This window comes from Micromonospora sp. MW-13, from assembly GCF_003434305.1.
Classification (GTDB): Bacteria; Actinomycetota; Actinomycetes; order Mycobacteriales; family Micromonosporaceae; genus Micromonospora.
In genome coordinates this window covers 170,349-192,931 of sequence record NZ_QKKX01000017.1, presented here as the reverse complement: position 1 = coordinate 192,931, position 22,583 = coordinate 170,349, and the positions used below count along the sequence as shown (strand labels likewise).

The 22,583-nt window shown below is 73.9% G+C and carries 21 protein-coding genes, 1 tRNA gene and 1 pseudogene; 9 read left to right on the top strand and 14 right to left on the bottom strand.

All coding sequences use genetic code 11. From position 1 onward, the window contains the following. Positions 1–89 precede the first annotated feature (89 nt). Positions 90–1,208 (top strand): globin domain-containing protein, encoded by a 1,119-nt coding sequence (locus C5N14_RS12650; RefSeq protein ID WP_117668270.1) that lies wholly within the window; start codon positions 90–92, stop codon positions 1,206–1,208. A 134-nt stretch (positions 1,209–1,342) separates the two neighbouring features. Here C5N14_RS12650 and C5N14_RS12645 read toward each other — a convergent pair whose 3' ends face one another. Next, a complete protein-coding gene (locus C5N14_RS12645) occupies positions 1,343–2,872 on the bottom strand; it encodes a peptide deformylase (protein WP_117668269.1) in 1,530 nt (509 codons plus the stop codon). 326 nt (positions 2,873–3,198) lie between these two features. Between C5N14_RS12645 and C5N14_RS12640 the strand changes: the two genes are divergently transcribed. After that, a complete protein-coding gene (locus C5N14_RS12640; RefSeq protein ID WP_117668268.1) occupies positions 3,199–3,981 on the top strand; it encodes a ferric iron reductase in 783 nt (260 codons plus the stop codon). A gap of 37 nt (positions 3,982–4,018) precedes the next feature. Here C5N14_RS12640 and C5N14_RS12635 read toward each other — a convergent pair whose 3' ends face one another. After that, the gene (locus C5N14_RS12635) at positions 4,019–5,869 is read right to left on the bottom strand and encodes a hypothetical protein (RefSeq protein ID WP_243639496.1); all 1,851 of its coding nucleotides are present in this window, start codon (positions 5,867–5,869) and stop codon (positions 4,019–4,021) included. A 211-nt stretch (positions 5,870–6,080) separates the two neighbouring features. Here C5N14_RS12635 and C5N14_RS12630 point away from each other — a divergent pair, with 211 nt between their 5' ends. Next, positions 6,081–6,791, top strand: a complete 711-nt coding sequence (locus C5N14_RS12630) for a bifunctional 2-polyprenyl-6-hydroxyphenol methylase/3-demethylubiquinol 3-O-methyltransferase UbiG (protein ID WP_117668267.1) — start codon at positions 6,081–6,083, stop codon at positions 6,789–6,791. A gap of 97 nt (positions 6,792–6,888) precedes the next feature. On the opposite strand, the gene C5N14_RS12625 is transcribed toward C5N14_RS12630, so the two are convergent. Then, positions 6,889–7,422, bottom strand: coding sequence for a YbhB/YbcL family Raf kinase inhibitor-like protein (locus C5N14_RS12625; protein WP_117668266.1), 534 nt, complete (start codon positions 7,420–7,422; stop codon positions 6,889–6,891). Positions 7,423–7,896: 474 nt separating this feature from the next. On the opposite strand from C5N14_RS12625, the pseudogene C5N14_RS33960 reads away from it, so the two are divergent. After that, a pseudogene (locus C5N14_RS33960) lies at positions 7,897–8,163 on the top strand (helix-turn-helix domain-containing protein); the annotation flags it as partial. A gap of 104 nt (positions 8,164–8,267) precedes the next feature. Here C5N14_RS33960 and C5N14_RS12615 read toward each other — a convergent pair. Beyond that, entirely contained in the window at positions 8,268–8,645 is a 378-nt protein-coding gene (locus C5N14_RS12615; RefSeq protein WP_117668265.1) for a nuclear transport factor 2 family protein, read from the bottom strand. 127 nt (positions 8,646–8,772) lie between these two features. Beyond that, the gene (locus C5N14_RS12610; protein ID WP_117668264.1) at positions 8,773–9,009 is read right to left on the bottom strand and encodes a GntR family transcriptional regulator; all 237 of its coding nucleotides are present in this window, start codon (positions 9,007–9,009) and stop codon (positions 8,773–8,775) included. A 482-nt stretch (positions 9,010–9,491) separates the two neighbouring features. Between C5N14_RS12610 and C5N14_RS12605 the strand changes: the two genes are divergently transcribed. Continuing rightward, positions 9,492–9,737: a hypothetical protein gene (locus C5N14_RS12605; protein ID WP_117668263.1), complete on the top strand. Its 246-nt coding sequence runs from the start codon at positions 9,492–9,494 to the stop codon at positions 9,735–9,737. A gap of 369 nt (positions 9,738–10,106) precedes the next feature. Here C5N14_RS12605 and C5N14_RS12600 read toward each other — a convergent pair. Further along, positions 10,107–10,193: transfer RNA gene (locus C5N14_RS12600), tRNA-Ser, on the bottom strand. A 251-nt stretch (positions 10,194–10,444) separates the two neighbouring features. On the opposite strand from C5N14_RS12600, the gene C5N14_RS12595 reads away from it, so the two are divergent. Next, positions 10,445–11,422 (top strand): NAD(P)H-quinone oxidoreductase, encoded by a 978-nt coding sequence (locus C5N14_RS12595; RefSeq protein WP_117668262.1) that lies wholly within the window; start codon positions 10,445–10,447, stop codon positions 11,420–11,422. Here C5N14_RS12595 and soxR read toward each other — a convergent pair. Beyond that, on the bottom strand, positions 11,409–11,894 hold the full coding sequence (soxR, locus tag C5N14_RS12590; RefSeq protein ID WP_117668261.1) for a redox-sensitive transcriptional activator SoxR: 486 nt from the start codon (positions 11,892–11,894) through the stop codon (positions 11,409–11,411). The two genes, C5N14_RS12595 and soxR, sit on opposite strands and share 14 nt — an antisense overlap. Positions 11,895–11,940: 46 nt before the next feature. Here soxR and C5N14_RS12585 point away from each other — a divergent pair, with 46 nt between their 5' ends. Both C5N14_RS12585 and C5N14_RS12580 read left to right on the top strand, forming a co-directional pair. Then, the gene (locus C5N14_RS12585; RefSeq protein ID WP_117668260.1) at positions 11,941–12,654 is read left to right on the top strand and encodes a transketolase; all 714 of its coding nucleotides are present in this window, start codon (positions 11,941–11,943) and stop codon (positions 12,652–12,654) included. Between the two features lie 11 nt (positions 12,655–12,665). Continuing rightward, a complete protein-coding gene (locus C5N14_RS12580) occupies positions 12,666–13,553 on the top strand; it encodes a transketolase family protein (RefSeq protein WP_117668302.1) in 888 nt (295 codons plus the stop codon). Between the two features lie 6 nt (positions 13,554–13,559). On the opposite strand, the gene C5N14_RS12575 is transcribed toward C5N14_RS12580, so the two are convergent. Then, a complete protein-coding gene (locus tag C5N14_RS12575) occupies positions 13,560–14,267 on the bottom strand; it encodes a glycosyltransferase family 2 protein (RefSeq protein ID WP_117668259.1) in 708 nt (235 codons plus the stop codon). A gap of 123 nt (positions 14,268–14,390) precedes the next feature. Here C5N14_RS12575 and C5N14_RS32625 point away from each other — a divergent pair, with 123 nt between their 5' ends. Continuing rightward, on the top strand, positions 14,391–16,574 hold the full coding sequence (locus C5N14_RS32625) for a hypothetical protein (RefSeq protein WP_207892708.1): 2,184 nt from the start codon (positions 14,391–14,393) through the stop codon (positions 16,572–16,574). A 77-nt stretch (positions 16,575–16,651) separates the two neighbouring features. On the opposite strand, the gene C5N14_RS12560 is transcribed toward C5N14_RS32625, so the two are convergent. From C5N14_RS12560 to C5N14_RS12535, 6 genes are all read right to left on the bottom strand, one after another. After that, on the bottom strand, positions 16,652–17,242 hold the full coding sequence (locus tag C5N14_RS12560; RefSeq protein ID WP_117668258.1) for a hypothetical protein: 591 nt from the start codon (positions 17,240–17,242) through the stop codon (positions 16,652–16,654). A gap of 62 nt (positions 17,243–17,304) precedes the next feature. Next, entirely contained in the window at positions 17,305–18,753 is a 1,449-nt protein-coding gene (locus tag C5N14_RS12555; protein ID WP_117668257.1) for a HAMP domain-containing sensor histidine kinase, read from the bottom strand. Positions 18,754–18,943: 190 nt separating this feature from the next. Next, positions 18,944–19,639 carry a response regulator transcription factor gene (locus C5N14_RS12550; RefSeq protein WP_117668256.1) on the bottom strand — a complete coding sequence of 232 codons (696 nt, stop codon included), beginning with the start codon at positions 19,637–19,639 and terminating at the stop codon, positions 18,944–18,946. 68 nt (positions 19,640–19,707) lie between these two features. Then, a complete protein-coding gene (locus C5N14_RS12545) occupies positions 19,708–20,217 on the bottom strand; it encodes a hypothetical protein (RefSeq protein ID WP_117668255.1) in 510 nt (169 codons plus the stop codon). 300 nt (positions 20,218–20,517) lie between these two features. After that, the gene (locus C5N14_RS12540; RefSeq protein WP_117668254.1) at positions 20,518–21,486 is read right to left on the bottom strand and encodes a DUF2332 domain-containing protein; all 969 of its coding nucleotides are present in this window, start codon (positions 21,484–21,486) and stop codon (positions 20,518–20,520) included. Positions 21,487–21,570: 84 nt separating this feature from the next. Then, positions 21,571–22,563, bottom strand: a complete 993-nt coding sequence (locus C5N14_RS12535; protein ID WP_243639493.1) for an aminoglycoside phosphotransferase family protein — start codon at positions 22,561–22,563, stop codon at positions 21,571–21,573. Positions 22,564–22,583: the final 20 nt, after the last annotated feature.

Genomic DNA, 22,583 nt, shown 5'->3' with positions numbered 1-22,583 from the left:
ATGAGGCGATCGCACATTCTGTGCGACCGGTGCGCACGCTCCGTGGACATTCTATGGGGGCCCGATCCGCCGTCAGGAGGAGGAGCGCCTTGGACAACGTCGCGCGGCTGCTGAAGGAGAGCTGGACCCTGGTCGAGGGGGACCGGGACCGGTTGAGCGGTCATTTCTACGCCCGGCTCTTCCTCCTCGACCCCGCGCTGCGCCCGCTCTTCCCGGCGGAGATGACCGGCCAGGGCGATCGCATCCTGGACGCGATCGTCACGGCGACCCAGGTGGTGGACGACCCGGAGAGCTTCGACGAGTACCTGCGCTCGTTGGGCCGGGACCACCGGAAGTACCACGTCGAGTCGGCGCACTACGAGACCATGGGCGTCGCCCTGCTGGACGCGCTGCGCAGCACCGCCGGGGACGGCTGGAACCTGGAGTACGACCAGGCGTGGCGGGACGCGTACGCGGCGATCGTCGAGAAGATGCTGGCCGGGGCGGCGGCGGACGAGAACCCGCCGTACTGGCACGCCGAGGTGCTGACCCACGAGCGGCACGGCCCGGACACGGCCGTGCTGACCGTCCGCGCCCTCCAGCATCCGCTGCCCTGGCGGGCCGGCCAGTACGTCAGCGTCGAGGTCCCCCGGCACCTGCCCAGGGTGTGGCGGACGTACTCGGTGGCGAACGCCCCGAACGACGACAACGTCCTGGAGTTCCACGTCCGGACACCGCTGGGGGCGGGCTGGGTGTCCGGGGCGCTGGTGCGCCGCACGAGGCCGGGGGACCTGCTCCGCGTCGCCGCGCCGATGGGGTCGATGACCCTGGACCGCTCCTCCGAGCGGGACATCCTGTGCGTCGCCGGCGGGGTCGGGTTGGCCCCGGTCAAGGCGCTGGTCGAGGAGCTGACCGGCTGGAACCGGACCCGCTGGGTGCACGTCTTCTACGGTGCCCGGCACGCCGGCGACCTGTACGCGCTGGACGGGCTGCGGGAGCTGGTGACCGCCCACCCCTGGCTCTCGGTCACCCCGGCGTGCAGCGCCGAGCCGGACTTCGACGGGGAGCGGGGCGACATCTCCGAGGTGGTGGCCCGGTACGGCCCGTGGACCGCCCACGACTGCTACGTCTCCGGCTCGGCCCGGATGGTCCGGGCGACCCTGCGGGCGCTCGCCGGGGACGACGTTCCGCCGCCGAACATCCGGTACGACACCTTCGGCGAGCTGTAGCGCAGCGGCCGTACGGCGTCCGGCGAGCGCGCCGGGGCGCCCGGACGAGGACTTTCCTCCCCCCGAAAAGAGGACCGGGTCGCGTGCCCCCGCCCCCTGGGGCACGCGACCCGGTCCGCCCCCTCGCTCGTCGCTCAGTACCGCCAGGGGTTGCCGGTCTCGCGGTACTCCTCCACCGGCACCAGCGGCACGCCGGGGGGCATCCGGTCGACGTACAGCCGGCCCTCCAGGTGGTCGATCTCGTGCGCCACGAGCCGGGCCATGGCGAACTCGAACGAGGTGATGGTCCGGCTGCCGTCGCACTGCGCGTGCTCCACGTCGATCCGCAGCGGCCGGGGCACCAGCCCTCGGTGGTCGAAGAAGGAGAGGCAGCCCTCGTACTGCTCGTCGGTGTCCGGGGACGAGTCGACCACCCGGGGATTGAGCAGGATCACCGGTTCGGCGGACCGGGCGGGCGGGCGGACCACGGCGGCGGCCCAGGCGAGGCCGAGCTGGGGGGCGGCGATGCCGACGCCCTTGCTGAACGGATGCAGCTCGTCGAGGCGGACCAGCGCCGAGCTGAGCCGGTCGACCACGTCGCGGGCGGTCGCCTCGTCGGCCGGCAGGCCGAACTGGCGGCTGGGCTGACGCAGCAGGTCCGCGCCGCGCTGCACGATGCCGAGCCCGCGCATCCGGTCGCTGGCCCGGACTCGGCCGCCGCCGGCCGGCCCGCCCGGGTCGGACTCGGGTGGGCGGCTGCGGAACCGCCACTGCAACCGGTACCGGGCGTTGAGCGGTGGGTCCTCGGTGGCCCAGTCGAAGATCGCCCGGCCGCCGCGCTCGTGCCGGCTGATCGGGCGGCGCAGTGGACCCTCCTCGGCCGATAGCGAGGTCTCCACCCCCCAGACCTGGGGGTCCAGTTCCGTGGGCAGGTCCAGCCGGACCGCCAGGCGCCGGGTCGGCAGGCGTACGGCTCGTTGGAACCAGGGGCCCCACTTCTCCCGGCCGACGCGGTACGCGTACTCGATGGTCACCCGGTCGCCGGGGTAGAGCGGGAACCGGCCCTCGTCGTTCTCGAAGAGCAGCCAGATCTCCTTGAACGCGTCCCGGTCGTGCTTGGCCCGCCAGTGCATCGGCTCGGGCTCCCCGCCGTCGTACCGGTACGACAGCAGTTGCAGCTCGGCGAAGGTGAGCGGGTGTTCCCGGTGGTGCCGGTTCGACCGGCCGGGGTCGTTGGGGTACCGGTCGACGGCGACCCGGACCAGGTAGCGGGTCACCGGTTCGGTGCCGGCGTTGTACAGCTCCCGGCGGATGACGCACCGGTAGCCCTCGTCGGTGTGGGTGAGGGTGGCCAGCTCACGCTCCACGATCAGCCCGGTGCCGGGAGGCATCCACTGGCCGGGGGCGGGGTGGTCCCGGTGCGACGGGGTGGGGCGGCCGTGCCGCAGTTCGTCGTACTCCCGGAAGCGCTGCCAGATCGCGCCGCTGGCCTCCAGGACGGCCTCGGCCCGGCGGGCGAAGTCCTCGGTCGGCCGGTGCCGGCGCCCCTCGACGTGACTGATGTAGGACGGGTCGAAGCCCATCAGCGTGGCCAGTTGCTTCTTGGACAGCCCCCGCTCGGTCCGCTGCCGGGCGAGTTCGGCCGCGAACGAGTCGGCGGCCCGCTCGATGGGAGAGGTCGTCATCAGCTTCCTCAACGCCGGGGAGTATCAGTTTCACTTTCCGTACGTGAACGCGCACAGAAGTGGCACCTTGCCGACATTCGGCTTGACAAGTCACGCATGGGCGTCAATGCTCTCGCGGCCGGACCGGGCTCCGCCCGGCCGACGTTTCCGCTGCTCCCCGCCGGGTAGTACGCCGACACAGCCCTGCGAGCCGGGAGCCCGACGGAGTGACGGGCGCCTCCCGACCGCCGCCGGTCGAGGTCTTCCCCACCCCCCTTTGCAATGGTTAGGCTAGCCTTAGTCCACGGCACGGAGCGTCGATCGGGGGAGATGCGGTGACAGCGGTGATGCCCACGCGGGAGACCGCCACGCCGCTCGCCCCGGTGACCGCGACCCTGCGCGCCATGTTCGGCACCGACGACCTGCCCGGGCTCGCACCGGGCCTGCTGGTGACCGACGACCGGTTCGGCTGGGCACCGGCCACCACCCTGGTCGACGGGACCCGGCTGCCCGAGCTGCTGCACGCCGCCACCCTGCGCTGGGGCGGCACCCCGCACGCCTGCGCCGCGCTGGCCTGGAAGTCGTACAGCTACTGGGCGGCCCTGCCGGCCGTACTCGGCTGGGCGGCGGCCCGCCGGGTGCCGCTGCTCGACCCGGCCGACGTGCTGATCCACTTCGAGGACCACCGCCCGCTGGTCACCCTCGGGCTGCGCCGGTCCACCGCCGTCGCGGTGCTCCCGGGCGACCCGCTGGCCCTGGCGGGGCTCCCGGAGGTCCGGGTGGTCGCCGACGAGGCCGCGCTACTGGCCGAACTGCGCGCCTCGCTGCTCGACGCCCACCTCGCCCCGCTGATCGCCGCCATCCAGGCGGAGGTCCGCATCGGCGCCCGTACGCTGCTCGGCTCCGTCGCCTCCGGCATCGCGCACGGCGTGCTGCGGGCCGCCGACGTGCTGCCCGGCCCGGCGACCCGACACGTCGAGACGCTGCTGCGCGCCCTCGATTTGGCGGACCTGGTCGAACTGGTGCCCGGCCCGACCGGCGAGCCGACGGTCCAGCGCCGCACCTGCTGCCTGGCCTTCACCCTGCCCCGGCCGAAGGTCTGCCAGGGCTGCTGCCTCCGCTCCGCCTGAGCGCGCCGGTCTGCCTGGTCGTCCCTGGGCAGCACGGCTAGTCCGTCAGCGGGCGGACGTCCCAGACCCAGACCCCGCCGGCGTACGTGGGGTGGATACCGGTCAGCTCGGTCATCCCCCGCCGCAGCGCGTCGGCGTGCTCGTGCGGGCCGAGCAGCACCACCCCGGCCCGCCAGTACCGCAGGTCCTCCAGCGCGGACGCCCGGGTCGGCGCGGTGACGGACGGGACCTGGCCGGTGCGCCGGATGGTGCTGAAGAAGCTGCTGGTGGGGCGGGGTGGGGCGGTGAACAGGGCGATCCGCCCCTGCGGCGCCCGGGGCCGGGTGTCCGGCCCGAGGAAGTAGCCCCGGGCCAGCGGCAGGTCCAGGCGGGTCTCCGCCGACCAGCGCAGCGGGTCGGGATAGTCGGTGTCCGGCAGCGGCAGGGTCACCACGCTGCGCCCGCCGGCCACGTACGGGCGCCAGGCGCCGGAGGTGACGAACTCGGGCACCGGGTCGAGCCGTACCGAGGGCAGCGGGGTCGGGAACGCGGGCAGCAGCGCCATGGTCAGCACGGTGGCGGTGGCGAACCGGATCTGCGGGCGGGCGGCCGGGTGCTCCCGGGCGAGCCGGCGGGCCCGTTCCGCGCCGAGCGCGAGCAGCACCCCGACGACCGGGACGGTCGCCAGCGCCCACCGGGTGGGCACCACCGAGTGCAGGATCGGCAGGTTCTCCAGGGCGGCCCAGGGCCCGGGAATCCCGGTCGCCCGGCCCTCGAACTGGACCTCCCGGCCGAGGGAGAGCACCGCGAAGAGCAGGCCGACCGCGGCGAGGCCGAGCACCACGGGGCTGCGCCGCAGCCACCACACCAGGGCACCGACCAGGACGACCAGCGGCCAGCCGAAGAAGCCGTTCTCCTCGGTGGGGTTCTTGACCAGCCGGAGGTTGGTCCGGGGGTCGCCGGCGATCGACTCCCGGCCGAACGCGGTGAACGAGGCGAGGTCGGTGCGGTAGCCGCGGATCAGCTCGGACAGCCCCTCGTACGCGCCGGGGCCGAAGAACTGCACGTACAGCGGGTACGCCAGCAGCACCGCGGCGAGGGCGGCGGCGACCGCCAGCCCGGCGAGGAACGGCCGGGCCCGCCGGCGCAGGTCCGCCCGGCCCAGGGCCAGCGCGACGACCACCACGCCGAGCCCGATGGCGGTCATCAGCAGGATCTCCAGGTTGATGAAGGCCTGCCAGACGATCACCAGCCCGAGCAGCACGCCGTTGCGCAGCCACCGGCCGCCGTCGGGCAGCCGCAGCGTGCGCCAGACGATCAGTGGCACCACGAACTGGCTGACGATGTTGGGGTGGGCGTTGGCGTGCGAGACCATCGCCGGGGCGAACGCGCAGAACCCGGCTCCGAGCCAGGCCGGCCCCCGGGAGCCGACCAGCACCCGGGAGAGGGCGAAGTACCAGGCGGTCGCGGTAGCGATCATGCCGCCGGTGAGGAACACCAGGAAAGCGGTACGCGGCCCGAGCAGGACGGTGACCGGCGTCATTGGCAGGGAAATGGATAATACGGACGTGTTGGCCATGAGATTGACGCCGTCCGGCACATTCATCCGATCCGAGCCGAACGGATATGCAAAATCGGTCAGTACGCGCGCGCCATGCGCCATCATCCACTCGAAGAGCGCCTGGTCGGACCGGTTGTCCCGGACCCCGTGCGCCGGGTTCAGCCAGAACCGGCCGGTCACCCAGAGGGCGATCAGCGCGAAGCTGAGCACGGCGAGGACGTCCGTCCAGCGTCCCCGCCAGGACGCCGCACCCGCGCCCAGCCCCTCGTCGGACGTGTCCGTCGCCGGGGGCTGCGCCGCTCGACCCCCGGGCTCACCATCGGGGCGGCCCGTTTCAGGAGTAGTCATAACAATTCGTAGAGTAGTCAGGGTATGGCACTGACGTGACATGTTTCTGGGGACTGGCGTACTATGTGCCGGGTTCGCCGACCGCCGATCTCGTGCCCACCCCCGACCGCAATTCGGCCACCACGGTGCCCCGATTTCCCCACCGTCCGCTTCGGATGGTTCACTCTGTCGGTCCCGGGGCAGGTCGAGTCACACCGTGAGGAATCGACGCATGGCAGAAATCACTGGGGATCAGCGTGTCCAGTCCGAGGTGCTCGAAGGCCTCGCGACAGCGGTCAACCACCGCAGGTGGTTCGTCGAACTGGCCGTCCCGCACCTCGGTGACAACCCGATCGAGATCGGCAGCGGGCTGGGTGACTACGCCCTGGCGTGGGCGGACCACTTCCCCCGGTTCACCGCCACCGAGGCCGACCCGGACCGGCTGGTCGCCCTGAAGGAACGTCTCGCCGCGCAGCCGAACATCGAGGTCCGGCAGATGCTGCTGCCGCACTCCGAGCGCGGCGACTACAGCGCCGCCGTGTCGTACAACGTGCTGGAGCACATCGAGGACCACGTGGGCGCGCTGGCCAGCATGCGCGACCTGGTCCGGCCGGGCGGCGCCGTGGTGATCATCGTGCCGGCGTTCCAGTTCGCGATGAGCCCGGCCGACATCGCCACCGGCCACGTCCGCCGGTACACGAAGAAGACCCTGGCCGCCGCGATGACCGAGGCCGGCCTGACCGTGGAGAAGATCCACTACGCGAACGCCCTCGGCCTGATCGGGTACTTCATGGCAACCAAGGTCTTCCGGCTGATGCCGAAGGAGGGCCCGATGGTGAAGGTCTACGACACCCTCGTCCTCCCCGCCACCAAGGCCGCGGAGCAGAAGCTCCGCCCCCCGTTCGGCCAGTCCGTCTTCGCCGTCGCCCGCGTCCCCGCCTGACCCCAGCCGTCCCCCGCGATCTTGCACCTTCGGCCCGGGCAATCCGGGCATGAGCCGCGCGACGCAGGCCGCAGGTGCAAGATCGCGGGGCGGATGCTCAGTCCTTGACCTGGTACGTGGGGCGGATGACCGCGCGGGCCAGGGTGTGGAAGGCCAGGTTGAAGCCGACGTAGGCGGGGGTGGCGTCCCGGCCGACGCCGAGACGCTCGACGTCGACGGCGTGCACGGCGAAGACGTACCGGTGCGGGCGGTCGCCGGCCGGCGGGGCCGCGCCGCCGAAACCGGTCGCGCCGTAGTCGCTGCGGACGCTGAACGCGCCGCCCAGGCCGCCCTCCTCGGCACCCCGGGGCAGTTCGGTCACGGCGGCGGGGACGTCGACCAGCACCCAGTGCCAGAAACCGCTGCCGGTCGGCGCGTCCGGGTCGAAGCAGGTCACCACGAAGCTCTTCGTCTCGGCGGGGAAGCCGGACCAGGCGAGCTGCGGCGAGACGTTCCCCCCGCCGACGCTGCCGTGGGCGTGCCGGGCGTCCATCGGCTCGCCGTTGTGCACGTCGTCGCTGGTCAGCGTGAACGACGCAACGGTCGGCAGCAGCTCGTACGGGTCCGGGGCGATCGGTCGTTCCAGGGTCATCGGGACGGGTCCTTCCGGTGGGCGCGGTTTCCTGCCGCCCTTCTTACCCCGCCACGACCCGCCAATCGACCACCGGCACGTCGGATCAGCGCGAAGGACCTCCGGATAGGGGCCGGCCGCCCGGGGAACCGGCGATACTGGGGAAGGTCGGGACGCTCGCCTGCTTCGACCGGCGTCGTCGTGGCCGGTGCCGCCTCACGGGCGATGTACAACCAGTAGTCGGACCCGGTGGAACGACCGCAGGCCCCCATCTGCTCTGCGACGGACACGTGGTCGTCCGTCAAGTCCTGAGGTGCTCCGGCCGGTCATCGGCCGAAGTAGCGGTGTCGTCCGACATTAATCAGCCACCTTCGAGGTGTGACGTCGAGAACTGGCTCGTGCAGCCCGCTAGTGCTCTGACCGGGAAGGTTCGCCGGGTTGGTGGTCGCGACGGTTGGATGTGCGGTGACGTCCGATCCGATCGCTGGAGGCGCGGTGGCTGAGCCTGTCCGTACGCAGACTGACCGACCAGGAGGGGCAGAAGCTGCAGCAGATCGTGCGCCGGGGTAGCACGAGTTCGGTGCGCTACCGGCGCGCGATGTGATCCACCGCTTCAACGAGATCGGCCTGACCTGCCTGGACCCTCAGTGGGCAGGAGGCCGTCCCCGCCTACTCAGTCGTGACGACGAGGACTTCGTCATCCGGACGGCCACCACTCGCCCCAGCAAGCTCGGCCAGCCTTCACCCGCTAAGGGCATCCGCTGGGGCGGACGCCCCCTCAACACCGCAGCCTGACCAACCGCGAACCGCAGCTCCCGAACGCCGAAGGGGCAAGTTCAGGAGAAGGACAGCGACAGAAGGATGACTCAGGAGACGAACGGCTTGATCTCCCCCGCGAACACGATGACCTGGTCGATGAGGCTCCGTCGCAGATGGACGACGTCCGTTCCCGCCAGGCGGGGGCCTCCATCAGGCGTGGTGAAGAGCCACTGGTACCGGGCCCATTCGTCAGGCATGTCCACCGCTGAGCAGCGCACCATCGTGCCGGTTCCCGCCGGGTGGCGCCGGATGTCCAGCACGAACCGCTCGACCGCCGCGATTCCTTCGCTGCGACCCAACGGTCCCCAGAAGACCACGTCTGAGGTCAGGGCCTGGGAGAGCAGGGCAGTCACAGAGCTGTCGTCCGAGGCGTTGAACGCGGAGATGAACGTGTCGATCGCGGAGCGTGCGGTCTCTTCCTGCATGCCCTAGTAATACCAGCCGTTTCGCGTGCGCTCGTCCCACGAGCCGCCTTCCGATCACGGTGAACCATCTCGGTCACAGCACTAGGCGTGCGCCTTCGAGGCTACCGGCTCTCCGGGGCAGTCCGGGCTAGGGCCTCTTCTCGGCAACGAACGTCCCCCGTCCGGTGAAGGTCACGACGAGACCCCGATCCCGGAGCAGCCGCACCGCCGAGCGGACGGTGCCGCGAGCCACGCCGTACTCCTGCTGCAAGGTGGCCTCGCTTGGCAGCGGCTGGCGCGGCTTCAGCTTGCCTTCCTCGATCTGCTTGGCGAGAAGGTCTGCGAGCTGGACGTAGAACGGGATCGGAGACATCTCGTCAACCATGGTTGGACCCTATGGATGCGCAGCCTGGGCAGGAGGTCAGGTACAGGCAGCCGGCCCTAGGCAGGTCGGGCAGGCTGCACAGGCTATACAGGCAGAACGGGTTGGACTACCCTCGGTAGGTGTCTGTAAACCCGCAGTCCGGGGAGTAGCGCTGTGCCTAGGTTCAAGTGGTTCCAACGTCCTGAGCAGCCCGTTGACAACGTGAACGGGGAGCCGACCCCGCAGCAGAGCGAGCCTCAGCCGCCACCTGAGCCGCAGAGATACACCGCGCGTTCCCGCCAGGCCCCCAAGGACCACAACCAGGTGAAGGCCTGTCATGCACGTTGAGCGCCGGTCGGAGCCACCCTTCTCCGTCATCATGGCCGGCTACGTGATCGACTTTCATCACCGCAACGTGTGCACCAAGTGCGGCGACGACGGATGTCCACGGATCGTGGAGGCTCGCAAGACGCTTGAGGCCTGGCGGGACCGGAAGCCGCGACGTGAAGGCAGGTGATGTCCTACACATCACCCGGGCGGCCAGTGTCCAGTTCGTCACCCCGATCTTCTTCCGCCTCATCCGCGTCATGAACCTGCCGACGTACCACGGGTGGGCCTGGATCGAGGGCTACCAGTTAGACGAGCGGGGCGAGGCGATCGCCCAGCGTGAACTCTTCGTGCAGCCGGCCGGGCTTCGGAAGCTCTCCGCTCCCTCCCCGGGAGGCTCGATTGCCCTCTCGTGGGCGTAGGGAGCCTGCCGCCCTGCGGGGGTACTCCCAGGACCAGGAGGTGTAAGGGATCCGTGTCACCGCCCGGGTCCTGACCGGCTCCTGGCAGGACCGCGACGGCGCCAAGGCACCTGCTCGCCGCATACGAGGCCACTCCCATCCGGCACGTCTTCGCCGACTCCCCCGCCCGCAGCACTGAATCGATGGAGCGTTGGGCGCCCCGGAACCGGACCCCGGAGGCTGACCCGCCGCCGCTTCTTTGCCGCCGATTTGCCGCAACGAGTGAGACCGGACGGACCGGGTGAGAACCAGCGGGACTCTGCCAATGGTTACAGCCACGCCCCTGACTGGCGTTTTCGCTGGTCAGGAGCGTGGCACTGCCCAGGGAAGCGGAGGGTGTGGGATTCGAACCCACGAAGACATCGCTGCCTTACCGGTTTTCAAGACCAGCGCCATCGGCCACTAGGCGAACCCTCCCGGAACGCGCCCGGCAGGACGCGACCGCTGCCTAGTCTGCCAGAAGCCGGCCGGCGGATAAGCCGCTGTCCCACCGTGGCTGAACCGGCGACCGGATGCGGGACACTCCCGCCCTCGTGCTGACCAGCAAATCCTGGCCGCTATCAGCTCCACAGTGGCCGAACTGCCGGCCCACCGGCCCCCCGGCAGGGGACGGTGGACAATATCCGGTCCGCGCGTGGACGGAGATCCGGATCGGGTAAGACTGGACCATGCACGCGATCACGATCCCGGAGCCCGGCGGACCCGACGGACTCGTCTGGACGGAGGTGCCCGATCCCGAGCCCGGCCCCGGCGAGGTGGTCGTGCACGTGCGGGCCAGCGCGGTGAACCGGGCCGACCTGCTGCAACGGCAGGGGCACTATCCGCCGCCGCCGGGCGCGCCCGCGTACCCCGGGTTGGAGTGCTCGGGGGTGGTCGGCGCGGTCGGCGCCGGCGTGACCGGCTGGGAGATCGGCCAGGAGGTCTGCGCGCTGCTGGCCGGCGGCGGGTACGCCGAACGGGTGGCCGTGCCCGCCGGGCAGTTGCTGCCGGTGCCGGCGGGCGTCGACCTCGTCGACGCGGCGGCGCTGCCGGAGGTGGCCTGCACGGTCTGGTCGAACGTGGTCCAGCTCGCCGGGCTGACCACGGGCGAGACGCTGCTGGTGCACGGCGGGGGCAGCGGGATCGGCACGTTCGCCGTCCAGCTCGGCGTGGCGCTCGGCGCGACGGTCGTGGTGACCGCTCGGCCGGCCAAGCACGAGCGGCTGCGCGAGCTGGGCGCCGCGCACGCGATCGACTACCGGGAGCAGGACTTCGTCGAGGAGGTCCGGCGGGTCACCGACGGCCGGGGCGCGGACGTCGTCCTCGACATCATGGGCGCTTCCTACCTGGCCCGGAACGTGGCCGCGCTGGCCACCGGCGGCCGGCTCGTGGTGATCGGCATGCAGGGCGGCCGGAAGGCGGAGCTGGACCTCGGCGCGCTGCTGGCGAAGCGGGCCTCGGTGGCGGCCACCGCGCTGCGGTCCCGGCCGCTGGCGGAGAAGGCGGCGATCGTCGCGGGTGTGCGGGAGCAGGTCTGGCCGCTGGTGGCCGCCGGGGCGGTCCGCCCGGTCGTCGACCGGCGGCTGCCGATGCCCGAGGCCGCCGAGGCGCACCGGCTGGTCGAGTCCAACGACCACGTCGGCAAGGTGCTGCTCACCCTCGGGTGACCCCGGCTCCGCACCCGGCGGGCGGGGACTGCTCGGCGGGAGGCAGCATGAGCCGGGCACCGGGACCCTCGCCCGACAGCCTGTCCCCGGGGTTGTAGAGGGTGCAGCGCTGCAACGACAGGCAGCCGCAGCCGATGCAGCCGTCCAGGTCGTCGCGGAGCCTGGCCATCAGCCGGATCTTCTCGCTCAGCCGGGCCCGCCACGCGGTCGACAGCTCCGCCCAGTCGTCGGCCGTCGGGGTGCGGGAGGCGGGCAGCGAGTCCAGCGCGTCGCGGATCTCCTCCAGCGAGATGCCGACCTGCTGGGAGATCCGGACGAACGCCACCCGGCGCAGTTCGCTGCGGGCGTACCGGCGCTGGTTGCCGCCGGTGCGGTCGGCCCGGATCAGGCCGAGGCGCTCGTAGTAGCGAAGCGCCGAGGGCGCGACGCCGCTGCGCGCGGCGAGCTGGCCGATGGTCAGGGAATCCCGCATCACGTCGCCTTGAGTTGAAGTGGACTTCAACTTGCAGGCTAGCGGCATGACCATCATGACCGCCACCACGCGGGCCGCCGAAGCCGGCCCGCCCGCCCCGCTCGGGCCCCTGCTGGAGCGGGTCCGCGCAGGTCGGGAGTTCGGCCCGAACGTGTACTCGACCCTCGACGTCCTCCGGGTGCTCTACGACCGGGTGCTGCGGATCACCCCGGCGACCGTCGACGACCCGGACCGGGACCGGTTCCTGCTCTCCAAGGGGCATGCCGTCGCCGGCTACTACGCCGTGCTGGCCGCGAAGGGCTTCGTGCCCGCCGACTGGCTCGACGACCAGGGCGGCCCGGACAGCCGGCTCGGCGACCACCCGGACCGGCTGCTGGTCCCCGGGGTGGAGATCGGCTCCGGCTCGCTCGGCCACGGCCTCGGCCTGGGCGCGGGCACCGCGCTCGGGCTGCGGGCCCAGGGCCTGACGACCCCCCGGGTGTACGTCCTGCTCGGCGACGCCGAGCTGGACGAGGGGTCCAACCACGAGGCGATCGCGTACGCGGGCGCGGTCCGGCTGGCGAACCTGACCGCCGTGGTGATCGACAACGACTCGGCCAGCCACGGCTGGTGCGGTGGGATCGCTACCCGGTTCACCGTCAACGGGTGGACCGCCGCGACCGTGGACGGGCGCGACCACGACGCCCTGTACGCCGCCCTCACCGGGCAGGACGGGAACCGGCCGCACGTGGTCGTCGCGGTTGTCCGGGAGGGGGAATGACCATGACGACGATGCGGGAGGCGTTCGTCGACGCCACCACGGCGCTGCTGGGCGAGCAGCCGCGCACCGCGCTGGTGCTCGCCGACATCTCGGCCGCGGCGTTCGCCCCGGCCACCGGACGGCACCCCGACCGGGTGCTCAACGTGGGCATCCGGGAGCAGTTGATGATGGGGGTGGCCGGCGGGCTCGCGCTGACCGGGCTGCGACCGATCGTGCACAGCTACGCCCCGTTCCTCGTCGAGCGGGCGTACGAGCAGATCAAGCTGGACCTGGACCACCAGGGCGTGAGCGCGGTGCTGGTCGGCATCGGCGCCTCGTACGACCGGGCCGCCGCCGGGCGGACCCACCTGTCCCCGGCCGACGTCGCGTTGATCGACACCCTGGCCGGCTGGACCGTGCACGTGCCCGGACACGCCGGCGAGGTGCCCGCCCTGCTGCGCGCGACGGTGGCCGGGGACGGTCCGGCGTACCTGCGGCTGTCGACGCTGGGCAACGACCGGCCGCGCGGCACGGACGGTTCGCTGGCCGTACTGCGGGACGCGGGGCCGGGTGCGCCGCTGCTGGTGGCGGTCGGGCCGGTGCTGGACGCGGCGGTGGCGGCGGTGGCCGGCCTGGGGGTGACGGTCGCGTACACCCACCGGCCTCGACCGTTCGACGCGGCCGGGCTGCGGGCCCTCGCGGGGACCGAGGTGATCCTGGTGGAGCCCTACCTGGCCGGGACGTCCGCCCGGCTGGTCGGCGACGCGCTGGCGGACCGGCCGCACCGGCTGCTCGCGCTCGGCGTGAGCCGGGAGGAACTGCGGCGGTACGGCTCCGCGGCCGACCACACCCGCTGGCACGGGCTGGACGCGGCGGGCCTGCGCCGGTCGGTCAGCGACTTCCTCGCTGCGGGGCGCTGAGCGGGGTCAGCGCTGCCCGGTGTCGACGGGACGGCGGCGGGTGCGCTCCCGGCCGAGGATCCAGATCGCCTCGACGCCGTCCTTCCAGGTGATCTTCTTGCCCTCCTCGCGGCCCCGCGCCCGGTAGCTGATCGGCACCTCGTACGGGCGGATGCGCCGGCGCAGCAGCTTGCCGGTCACCTCGGCCTCCATGCCGAAGCCCCGGGAGCGGACGTCGAGGGAGCGGTAGAGGGCGACCGGCATCAGCTTGAAGCAGGTCTCCAGGTCGCCGATGTACGAGTTGAACAGCACGTTGGCCGCCATGGTGACGCCCTTGTTGCCCATCACGTACCAGAAGCTGTACGCGCTGTGGCTGCCGAAGGTGCGGTTGCCGTAGACCACCGCGGCGCGGCCGTCGAGCACCGGGTCGAGCAGCTTGGGAATGTCCTGCGGGTCGTACTCCAGGTCGGCGTCGAGGATGACCATGTACTCTCCGTCGGCGTTGTCGACCGCCGTCCTGATGGCCGCGCCCTTGCCCGCGTTACGCTGGTGGGTGATCACCCGCAGCCGCGCGTCGTCGGCGCGGCCGAGGATCTCGCCGGTGCCGTCGCGGCTGCCGTCGTCGACCACGACCAGCTCGATCTCGCACGGGTAGTCGACCGCCAGCGCCTGCTTGAGGGCATCCGCGATGCGTTCTTCCTCGTTGTAGACCGGCATGAGGATCGAGAGCTTCACGGGAATCTCCACGGTGGCGGCGACACGTCGGCCCTAGCCTAGCCTGGCAGGTCAGCGCGGCGGTGTTCACCACCGCCGGGCGTCGGGGTCCGCGGATCCAGCCTGATGGTGTTTACTCGCGCCATGTCGGCAGCCGGCTTCCTGCTCGTGGCGGCCCCACTCGCCGCCGTCCTGTCACTCACCGTGGCGCTGCGTCCGCGCGGGACCGACGTGGTCGCCCCGTTGCGCCTGGCGGTGGTCCGGGCCGCCGTGGTCACCGGCGCGTTCGCGGTGCTGGCGGTGGAGCTGCTCGGCGCGCTGCGTCTGCTGACCCTGCCCGCCGTCGCGGTCGCCTGGCTGCTCTTCCTCGCCGTCGCCGCCGGGGCCGCCGGCTGGCGACGCCGCCGCGACGGCGCGCGGGGGGACCTGGCCGCCGCCGCCCGCGCCGGCCTCGCCGGGCTGGCCCGCCGGTGGCGTACGGCGGGGCGCGCCGAGCGGCTGCTGGCCGGCACGGTCGGCGGACTGGTCCTGGTGGAGCTGCTGATCGCGCTGCTGGCCGAGCCCAACAACTTCGACTCGCAGACCTATCACCTGCCGAAGGTGGAGCACTGGGTGGCCCAGCGCGGCCTGGAGTTCTGGCCCACCGCGATCCACCGGCAGGTGACCATCCCGCCCGGCGCGGAGTACCTGCTGCTGCACCTGCGGCTGTTCACCGGCGGTGACGCGCTGCACAACCTGGTCCAGTGGGCCGCCGGGGTGGGCTGCCTGCTGGTCGCCGCCCGGATCGCCGCCCAGCTCGGCGGGGGGCGGCGAGCCCAACTGCTCACCGCGTTCGTGCTGGCCACCACCCCCATGGTGGCGCTCCAGGCCACCAGCACCCAGACCGACCTGGTCTGCGCCGCCTGGGTGGCCTGCGTGGCGACCCTGGCGCTGGACGGGCTGCGCCGGCGGGCCGGGGCCGGCTCGCTGCTGCTGCTCGGCGCGGCGACCGGGCTGACCGCGGTGACGAAGACCAGCGGGCTGGTCGGGGTCGGCCCGCTGCTGCTGCTCTGGGGCATCGGCCAGCTCCGGCTGGCGTACGGCCCGGGGCGGGCAGCCGGCGGCGCCCCGGGCCGGCCGGTGCTGATCGGCGTCGGGGCGGCCGGCGGTGCGGGGACGGGCGAGGGTGGGGGCCACCCGGCGGCCACGACCGGGGCGTCCGGGCCGGCGTCGCGCGACGGCGTCGCGGGCCGCCCGGCGCAACCGTCCCGGGCGGCCGGGGTGGCCCGGACCGTGGCCGGATCACTGCTGGTGCTGCTGGTCGCCCTGGTCGTGGTCGGGCCGTTCCTGGCCCGGGTGCAGGCCGAGTTCGGTCACCCGCTGGGGCCGCCCCGGCTGCGCGAGTCGATCCCGATGGAGCGACACGACCCGGCGTCGGTCCTGGTGAACGCGCTGCGCATCGGGCACACCGCGCTGGACACGCCGCTCGCTCCGGTCCGCGCCGGCACGGCCGAGGCGATCATGGCGGGGGCCCGCGCGATCGGGGTGGACCCGCAGGACCGGGCCATCACCTTCGGCCGGGAGGTCTTCCCGGTGCCGGCGTGGTACCCGGACGAGGACCGGGTGGCGTTCCCGCTGGCCGGCGCGCTCGCGCTGGTCGGGGCGGTGCTGGCGCTGGCCCGGCCGGCCCGGGTCGCCCCGGCCACGGCCGGCGCGCTGCGGGCGTACGCCGTCGTGGTGGTGGCCGCCGTTCTGCTGCACACGGCGATGATCAAGTGGCAGCCGTGGGGGAACCGGCTGCTGCTGTACGCCCTGGTCCTGGCGGCCCCGCTGGCCGGCCTGTGGCTGGACGCGCTGTTCCGCCGACGGCTCGCGCCGGCCCGTCGGCGGTCGGTGGCCGCCGGCCTGGCGGTCACGGTGCTGGCCACCTCCGCGCTGGCCGGGGTCCTCGCCCTGTCGTACGGCTTCCCGCGCCGGCTGGTCGGCGCCGGGTCGGTGTTCACCACCTCGGAGTGGGACACCCGCTTCCTGCGCCGGCCGCAGTGGGCGGACGAGTTCCGCGGGGCCGCCGACGCGGTACGGGCCTCCGGGGCCCGGCGGATCGGGCTGGTGCAGCAGAACGACAACTGGGAGTACCCGTGGTGGCTGCTGCTGCGCGACGCCGACGGCCACCCGCCCGAGCTGGTGGCGCTGGAGTCGGTGCTGCCGGACCGCCCGCCGGCCGACCCGGCGTCGACGGACGCGATCGTCTGCACCGGCAGCCGAACGGTGTGCGGGAAGCTCGTGCCGCCCGGCTGGAAGCTGACCTGGTTGGGCTACGTCGGCTACGCCCTCCCGCCCGGCCGCTGAGCCGCTTCGTGACGCTGAGCCCCTGATGCTGTCCGTCTATCTGATGCTGTCCGTCTATCTGATGCTGCTGAGCCTTCTCACCTGATCAGGACAAGGCGGGCGGTGGCGGTGTCGCCGGCCCGGGCGCCGGCCACGCCGACCGTGACGCCGGGCCGGACCGCCTCGGGCCGGATCGTCGTCCGCCGCTCGACCACCCGCAGGTCGTCGCCGAAGGTCCAGGTCATGGTGAAGCCGTCGGTGGACCGCACGGTCATCTTCGCGCCGTCGACTGCGGTCACCTCGCCGCGCTGCACCGCGACCGTCCGCGTGCCGCCGTCCTTCGTCCGGACCACGACCTCGCCGTGCAGGGTGTTCTTCCGCAGCAGCACCCGGGCCTGCCGGCGCTTGCGCCACTCCTCGGCCCGCTCGCCGCGCCGGCCCTTCGCGCCGGCCTCGGGGGAGGAGGACGCGGCCGACGGCGACGGGGCGGCGACGGGTGCGAGGTCCAGGTCCCCGGGGTCGACGCCCAGCGCGGCGAGGGCCTGGCCCTCCGCGCCCATCGCCGCGGCCACGTCGACGGTGACCTCCCTGGCCGCGTCCTGCGTCACCTGGGCCGGTCCGCAGCCCGCGACGCCCAACGCCACGGCCGCGAGCAGCGCGGTGGTGGCGGCGAATCCCTGACGTGCCATTGTTTCCGGTCTCCCTCTCGTCGGTGTGGGCCTCAGCCTCCCCCGCCCCGGATCAGGCCGGGTCAGCGTGCTGTTCGGATCAGGTAAGGGTCGGGCGGCAGCCACACGGCGAACGCCGCCCCGCCCTCGGCGGCGTGCCCGACGGCGATCTCCCCGCCCAGCCGGCGGACCAGTCCGGCGGCGAGCGCCAGCCCGAGGCCGCTGCCGACCTTGCGCACCCCCCGGTAGCGCTCGTGCAGCGCGCCGCGTTCGAAGGCCACGGCGAGGTCGTCGTCGGTGAAGCCCGGCCCGCCGTCGCGCACCTCCAGCACCCCGCCGGCCGCCGGGTCCGGCCCGGCCGGCCGCGCCGCGAGCACCACCGGCGCCCCCGGCGGTACGACCCGCAGCGCGTTCTCCAGCAGCCCGTCGACCACCTGCCGGATCCGCCCCGGATCGGTGTACGCCGGCACCGCCCCGTCGGGGATCTCCACGCGGAACGCCACCCCGACCGCCGCGCAGCGGTCGGCCCAGGTGCGTTCCGCGTCGGCGGCCAGCCGGGTCAGGTCCACCGGCACCGGTTCGAGGGGGAAGTCGGCGGCCTCCAGCCGGGCCAGGGCGAGCAGGTCGCGGACCAGCCGGTCCAGGTGCTCGGCCTCGGCCAGCATGGTCCGCCCGGTCTCCGGCGCGTCGTCCGCGCCGACCACCCCGTCGGCCAGCGCCTCGGCGTACCCGCGGATGGCCGTCAGCGGGGTGCGCAGCTCGTGCGAGACGGACAGCAGGAACTCCCGCTGCCGGCCCTCGCTGGTGGCCAGCGCGGCGGCCAGCGCGTTGAGGGCCCGCGCCAGCTCGGCGACCTCCTCGGGTGACTCCACGGGCACCCGGACCGCCCGGTCCCCGGCGCTGAGCCGGGCGGCGGCGGTGGCGGCGGTGCGGATCGGCCGGGCCAGCCGGCGGGCCAGCAGCATCCCGGCGCCCAGCCCGGCGGCGAGGCCGGCGAGCAGCGGCAGCCACAGGGTCAGCAGCACCCGCCCCCACAGCCCCGGGGTGGCCGGCCTGGTCAGCACCACGCCGTCCCCGCCGGGCAGCGGCCGGCCCTCGACCAGGGCCCGCTTTCCCGCCACCAGCCGCCGGCCGGAGACGTTGCGGCCCTCGGCGACCCGGTTCACCAACTGGCGGGGCAGGCCGGCCCGGTCGACCGTGCCGGCGCGGATGACGTACACGTCGATGTCCTGCTCGCGGAGCTGGCGGATCAGCCGGTCGCCCGCCACGTCCCGCTGCCAGGGCAGCCGGACGCGCAGCACGTCGGCGGCGAGCCGGGCCTGCGCGGCGAGGGCGTCCTGGTCGCGCCGTTCCACCCCGCGCACCGCGAGCGGCACCGCGACCAGAGCGGTGACCAGCACCGAGACCAGGGCCACCGCACAGGTGACCAGCACCGCGCGGGCGGTGAGGGTACGGCCCGGGCGGCGGCGCGGCGGCACGGGCCGGGGGCCGATCACCGGCAGCGCGACGGTCGGCTGGGCCGAGGCGGACACCGGTGGCGGGGCGGGGAGGCCGCCGGGCGGCGAAGCGGAGAGTCCGCCGGGCGGCGAAGCGGGGAGGCCGCCGGACGGCGAAGCGGGGAGGCCGCCGGACGGCGAAGCGGGGAGGCCGCCGGGCGGCGGCCGGCGCGGGCCGGCCTCGGGCGGCGGGGCCGGCGAGGGGCGGTCGCCGGCCGGCGGGAGGTCAGCCATCGGCTGCGTACCCGACGCCCCGGTGGGTGCGGATCACCCCGGCCGCCCCGCCCAGCTTGGCCCGGACCTGCGCCACGTGCACGTCGACCGTGCGGGTGCCGGCGTGCACGGCGTACCCCCAGACGCTGGCCAGCAACTCCTCCCGGGTGAAGACCCGGCCGGGCCGGGCCATCAGGTAGGCGAGCAGGTCGAACTCGGTGGAGGTGAGCTGCACCGGGGCACCGGCCACGGTCACCGTGCGGCGGGTCGGGTCGAGGGTCACCGGGCCGACCGTGCGGGCCCGCTCGTCGACCCCGGGGGCACCGGCCGCGCGGCGCAGCACCGCACGGACCCGGGCGACCAGCTCGCGCGGGCTGAACGGCTTGGTCACGTAGTCGTCCGCGCCGAGTTCCAGGCCGACGATCCGGTCCACCTCGTCGTCGCGCGCGGTGAGGAAGATGACGGGCGTCCAGTCGCCGGCCTCGCGCAGCCGCCGGCAGATCTCGGTTCCGGCCAGGCCGGGCAGGGCGATGTCGAGGACGCAGACCACCGGGCGCAGCCGGCGCGCGGCGGCCAGCCCGGCGGTGCCGTCCCGTTCCAGGTGTACGCCGAAGCCGTCCCGGGTCAAGTAGAGCCGGACCAGGTCGGCGATGGCCGGCTCGTCCTCGACCACGAGGACGAGCCCGCGTTGCGGTGCGTCGACGGTCACCGGCCCATGATTGCCGAACCTCGCCGCCGGGGTGCGCCGGGCCGTGTTCGAATCGGGTAAGGAACCGCTCAGCGGACCACCACGGGCCGCAACGTGGTGGGGCGGGCTGCGGCCGGGGCGTCGCTGATGGTGGCCACGACCCGTTCCCGGGCCGTCCGCAGCCGGGTGCGGAACGCGTGGTGCAGCAGGGCGTCGAGCTGCCACACCTGCCTCGGGTGCTGGGGCCGGATGACGAACCTCTCCCGCACGCCGTCGATGGCGGTGGCGGCCAGCTCGACGGCGGGCAGCCGGGGGTCCGGGCTCCAGGTGACGTCACTCAGCTCGCGCAGTTCGGCGTTGAGGTGCAGGCACAGGCGGTGCAGCACCCGGGTCTGCCGGATGACGACGAGGCGTCGGTGGGTGAGCAGCAAAAGGTACTCGCCGATCGGACGCTGCGGCCGGCTGCACCGGGTCACCAGGATGGTGGCGTCGCCGCCGCCGACGCAGCGGCGGAAGATCGGCATGTGCCGGCTTACGGTCTGCGCCGCCAGCCCGGTGTCGGCGGCGGCGGGCAGGAACGTTCGGGAGAAGACGTCCATGCCCTGCCCAACGACGGCGGGCGGCGGCGTGATATGGGTCACGCCGAACTTGCGGAACTTCCACGTCCCGGTGTCGCACCCGGTGTGCGGCGGCGGACGGGGCCGAGCACCGCGGCTGCCGTGGCGGCCAGGGCCCGCCGGACGCCGCGCCCGAACCCGGGCACAGAGAAGCTGTTCGTCACGTGTCCCCGATCTTTCCCCGTGCAGAAGAGAGCCGGCGGGCGGCCGACGGTCCTCGCGCAGCACCGGAGCCCTGATTGCTCCGGGCCGTCGGTGGCCTTGTCGAGATCGGACGGCGACTCAGCCGGTGAGCCCGTGCAGGGACTGGCCGTGCGGACCGGCCCAGGCGACCGGACGGCCATCGAGGGAGAGCAGGAAGCGGGTGGCCTCGCCGGGCGGGGGCGCGGGGGAGTCGGCGGGCGCCGGCAGCACCCCCGCCGCCTCGTTGGCGATCCAGTGCCCGGGCAGCCCGGCGACGGTTCGGGCGAACCCGGTGCGGGCCACGGGCGGCACGTAGGCCAGGACGGCACTGTGGAAAACCACGAGGGTGGCCTCCGGCGGCGCGGCGGCGGCCAGCGCCGGCAGGTCGGTGAGCAGGTCCCCCCGGCGCAGCAGGGGCGGGTCGGCGCGGGCGACCCGGGCGGCGGCGGTCAGCCGGTCCCGCCGCCCGTGCTGCTCGGGCCAGACCAGGGCGGTGAGCCAGCCCAGGTCGTCCGGGTCGGTGACGTCCAGCGGGTTGAGGTCGAGCCCGGCCCGCCACACCACCTCCGGCACCCGGCCGGGCAGCCGGACGTCGCCCGCCACCGCACAGGTGAGCCGCACCGCGCTCCCGGCCGGGCCGACCAGGTGGTCTTCCGCCCCGGGGCGGACGTAGCGGTACCGGTAGGCGTCGGGGTACAGGCAGAGTCCGGCGGACGCGCCCACCTCCAGCAGGGCCAGGGGCTGCGGCAGCCGGGCCAGCAGCGGCAGCAGCACCGCGCACCGGGCGGCCTCGTTGGTCTGGGTCCGTCGGGCCCGCACGGTCGCCGCCACCTCGGCCCAGTGGTCGGCCGTCCAGCGCCGGAACGCCGCCGGGTCGTCGACCGGGCCGCCGAGGTGGCGTACGGCGCCGAAGATCAGGTTGGGCTGCCGCTTCGGCTCGGGCAGGCCGTCGAGGAGGGCGAGCAGCCCGGGGTCACCGGCGACGGCGAGGGCCAGCCGCTCGTACGTGGGGGACTCGCCCCGGGCCTCGCGCTCGCCGAACGCCCGGTACCACCGCGCCGTGTCCATGCCGGCAGCCTCGCCCGGGACGCACCGGCACCGCCATGACCGGCACCACGTTTCCCGGCCCCGGCCTGTCCGGCCCGGTCCCGCCTACAGCCTGTCCGGCTCGAACAGCTCGGCGAGCCAGCCGGGGACCGCCTCGGCGTAGCCGGCGCGGGCCGGGTCCGGGGTGGACAGGGCCCGCCGCCAGGACAGCGACCGGCTGACCTTGGCCACGGTGACCGCGAGGCCGGCCGCCTCCCGCAGGTCGGTCAGGTCGTGCCGGTCGGTCCAGGCGTCGAGGTACGCGTCCCGCAGCCGGGCCAGCATCGGGTCACCGGCCGGCAGCTCGAAGGTGCCCGCCACCGAGTTCAGCGTCACCAGGAGGGTGCCGAAGGGGTGGGCCACCGAGGCGTCGCCCCAGTCGAAGACGCGGTGGTCGGCCGCGAAGACGTTGCCGTCGTGCAGGTCGTCGTGCTGCACGCCGGCCGGGACGCCGAACGAGGCGAGCCGGCGGCAGCGCGCCTCGAACTCCGGCAGGAACGCCCGCAGCCGCTCGTACGTCTGCGGGGTCAGACCGTCCGGGGCGCCGACGCGCATCGCCTCGCGGTCGTCGAGCAGCTCGGCGAGCAGGCCCGGCATCGCCTCCGGGCGGTGGTCCGGCACGCCGAGGGCCAGCAGCTCGCCGGCCCGGGGCACGGTCGCGCGCTGGAGCGCGGCGTACCCGGTCAGGACCCGTTCCCAGGCGGCCGGGTCGCGCTCCCGGGCCAGGCTGTCCCGCAGGGACTCCCCACCGTCGGGCAGCAGCGTCCAGCCCCGCTCGGCGTCCACCGCCACCGGCTCGGGCACGCGCCCCGGGGCGATCCGGGCCAGCGCGCCGAGCAGCCCCGCCTCGAAGCGGGTGCCGGCGTTGACTGCCTTGAACCAGTACGGGCCGGCGTCGGTGGGCAGCCGCCAGACCAGCGACCAGGGCCGCAGCCGGCTCTGCACCGGGCCGGTGATCCGGCGGCCGGCCCTGCCGAGGTGGTCGGCGGCCCAGTCGTGGGCCAGATCCTGCCACCGCTGGTCGGACCAGTCGGCGAGCGGCGTCGAGGAGGCGGTCACAGTGGGCAGACTATGAGCCG

Coding starts and splice junctions, on each gene's coding strand:
- C5N14_RS12645 (WP_117668269.1), bottom strand. CDS start 2,872: ATGACGACCTCTCCCATCGAGCGGGCCGCCGACTCGTTCGCGGCCGAA.
- C5N14_RS12640 (WP_117668268.1), top strand. CDS start 3,199: ATGCCCACGCGGGAGACCGCCACGCCGCTCGCCCCGGTGACCGCGACC.
- C5N14_RS12635 (WP_243639496.1), bottom strand. CDS start 5,869: ATGACTACTCCTGAAACGGGCCGCCCCGATGGTGAGCCCGGGGGTCGA.
- C5N14_RS12630 (WP_117668267.1), top strand. CDS start 6,081: ATGGCAGAAATCACTGGGGATCAGCGTGTCCAGTCCGAGGTGCTCGAA.
- C5N14_RS12625 (WP_117668266.1), bottom strand. CDS start 7,422: ATGACCCTGGAACGACCGATCGCCCCGGACCCGTACGAGCTGCTGCCG.
- C5N14_RS12615 (WP_117668265.1), bottom strand. CDS start 8,645: ATGCAGGAAGAGACCGCACGCTCCGCGATCGACACGTTCATCTCCGCG.
- C5N14_RS12610 (WP_117668264.1), bottom strand. CDS start 9,009: ATGGTTGACGAGATGTCTCCGATCCCGTTCTACGTCCAGCTCGCAGAC.
- C5N14_RS12595 (WP_117668262.1), top strand. CDS start 10,445: ATGCACGCGATCACGATCCCGGAGCCCGGCGGACCCGACGGACTCGTC.
- soxR (WP_117668261.1), bottom strand. CDS start 11,894: ATGCGGGATTCCCTGACCATCGGCCAGCTCGCCGCGCGCAGCGGCGTC.
- C5N14_RS12585 (WP_117668260.1), top strand. CDS start 11,941: ATGACCATCATGACCGCCACCACGCGGGCCGCCGAAGCCGGCCCGCCC.
- C5N14_RS12580 (WP_117668302.1), top strand. CDS start 12,666: ATGCGGGAGGCGTTCGTCGACGCCACCACGGCGCTGCTGGGCGAGCAG.
- C5N14_RS32625 (WP_207892708.1), top strand. CDS start 14,391: ATGTCGGCAGCCGGCTTCCTGCTCGTGGCGGCCCCACTCGCCGCCGTC.
- C5N14_RS12560 (WP_117668258.1), bottom strand. CDS start 17,242: ATGGCACGTCAGGGATTCGCCGCCACCACCGCGCTGCTCGCGGCCGTG.
- C5N14_RS12545 (WP_117668255.1), bottom strand. CDS start 20,217: ATGGACGTCTTCTCCCGAACGTTCCTGCCCGCCGCCGCCGACACCGGG.
- C5N14_RS12540 (WP_117668254.1), bottom strand. CDS start 21,486: ATGGACACGGCGCGGTGGTACCGGGCGTTCGGCGAGCGCGAGGCCCGG.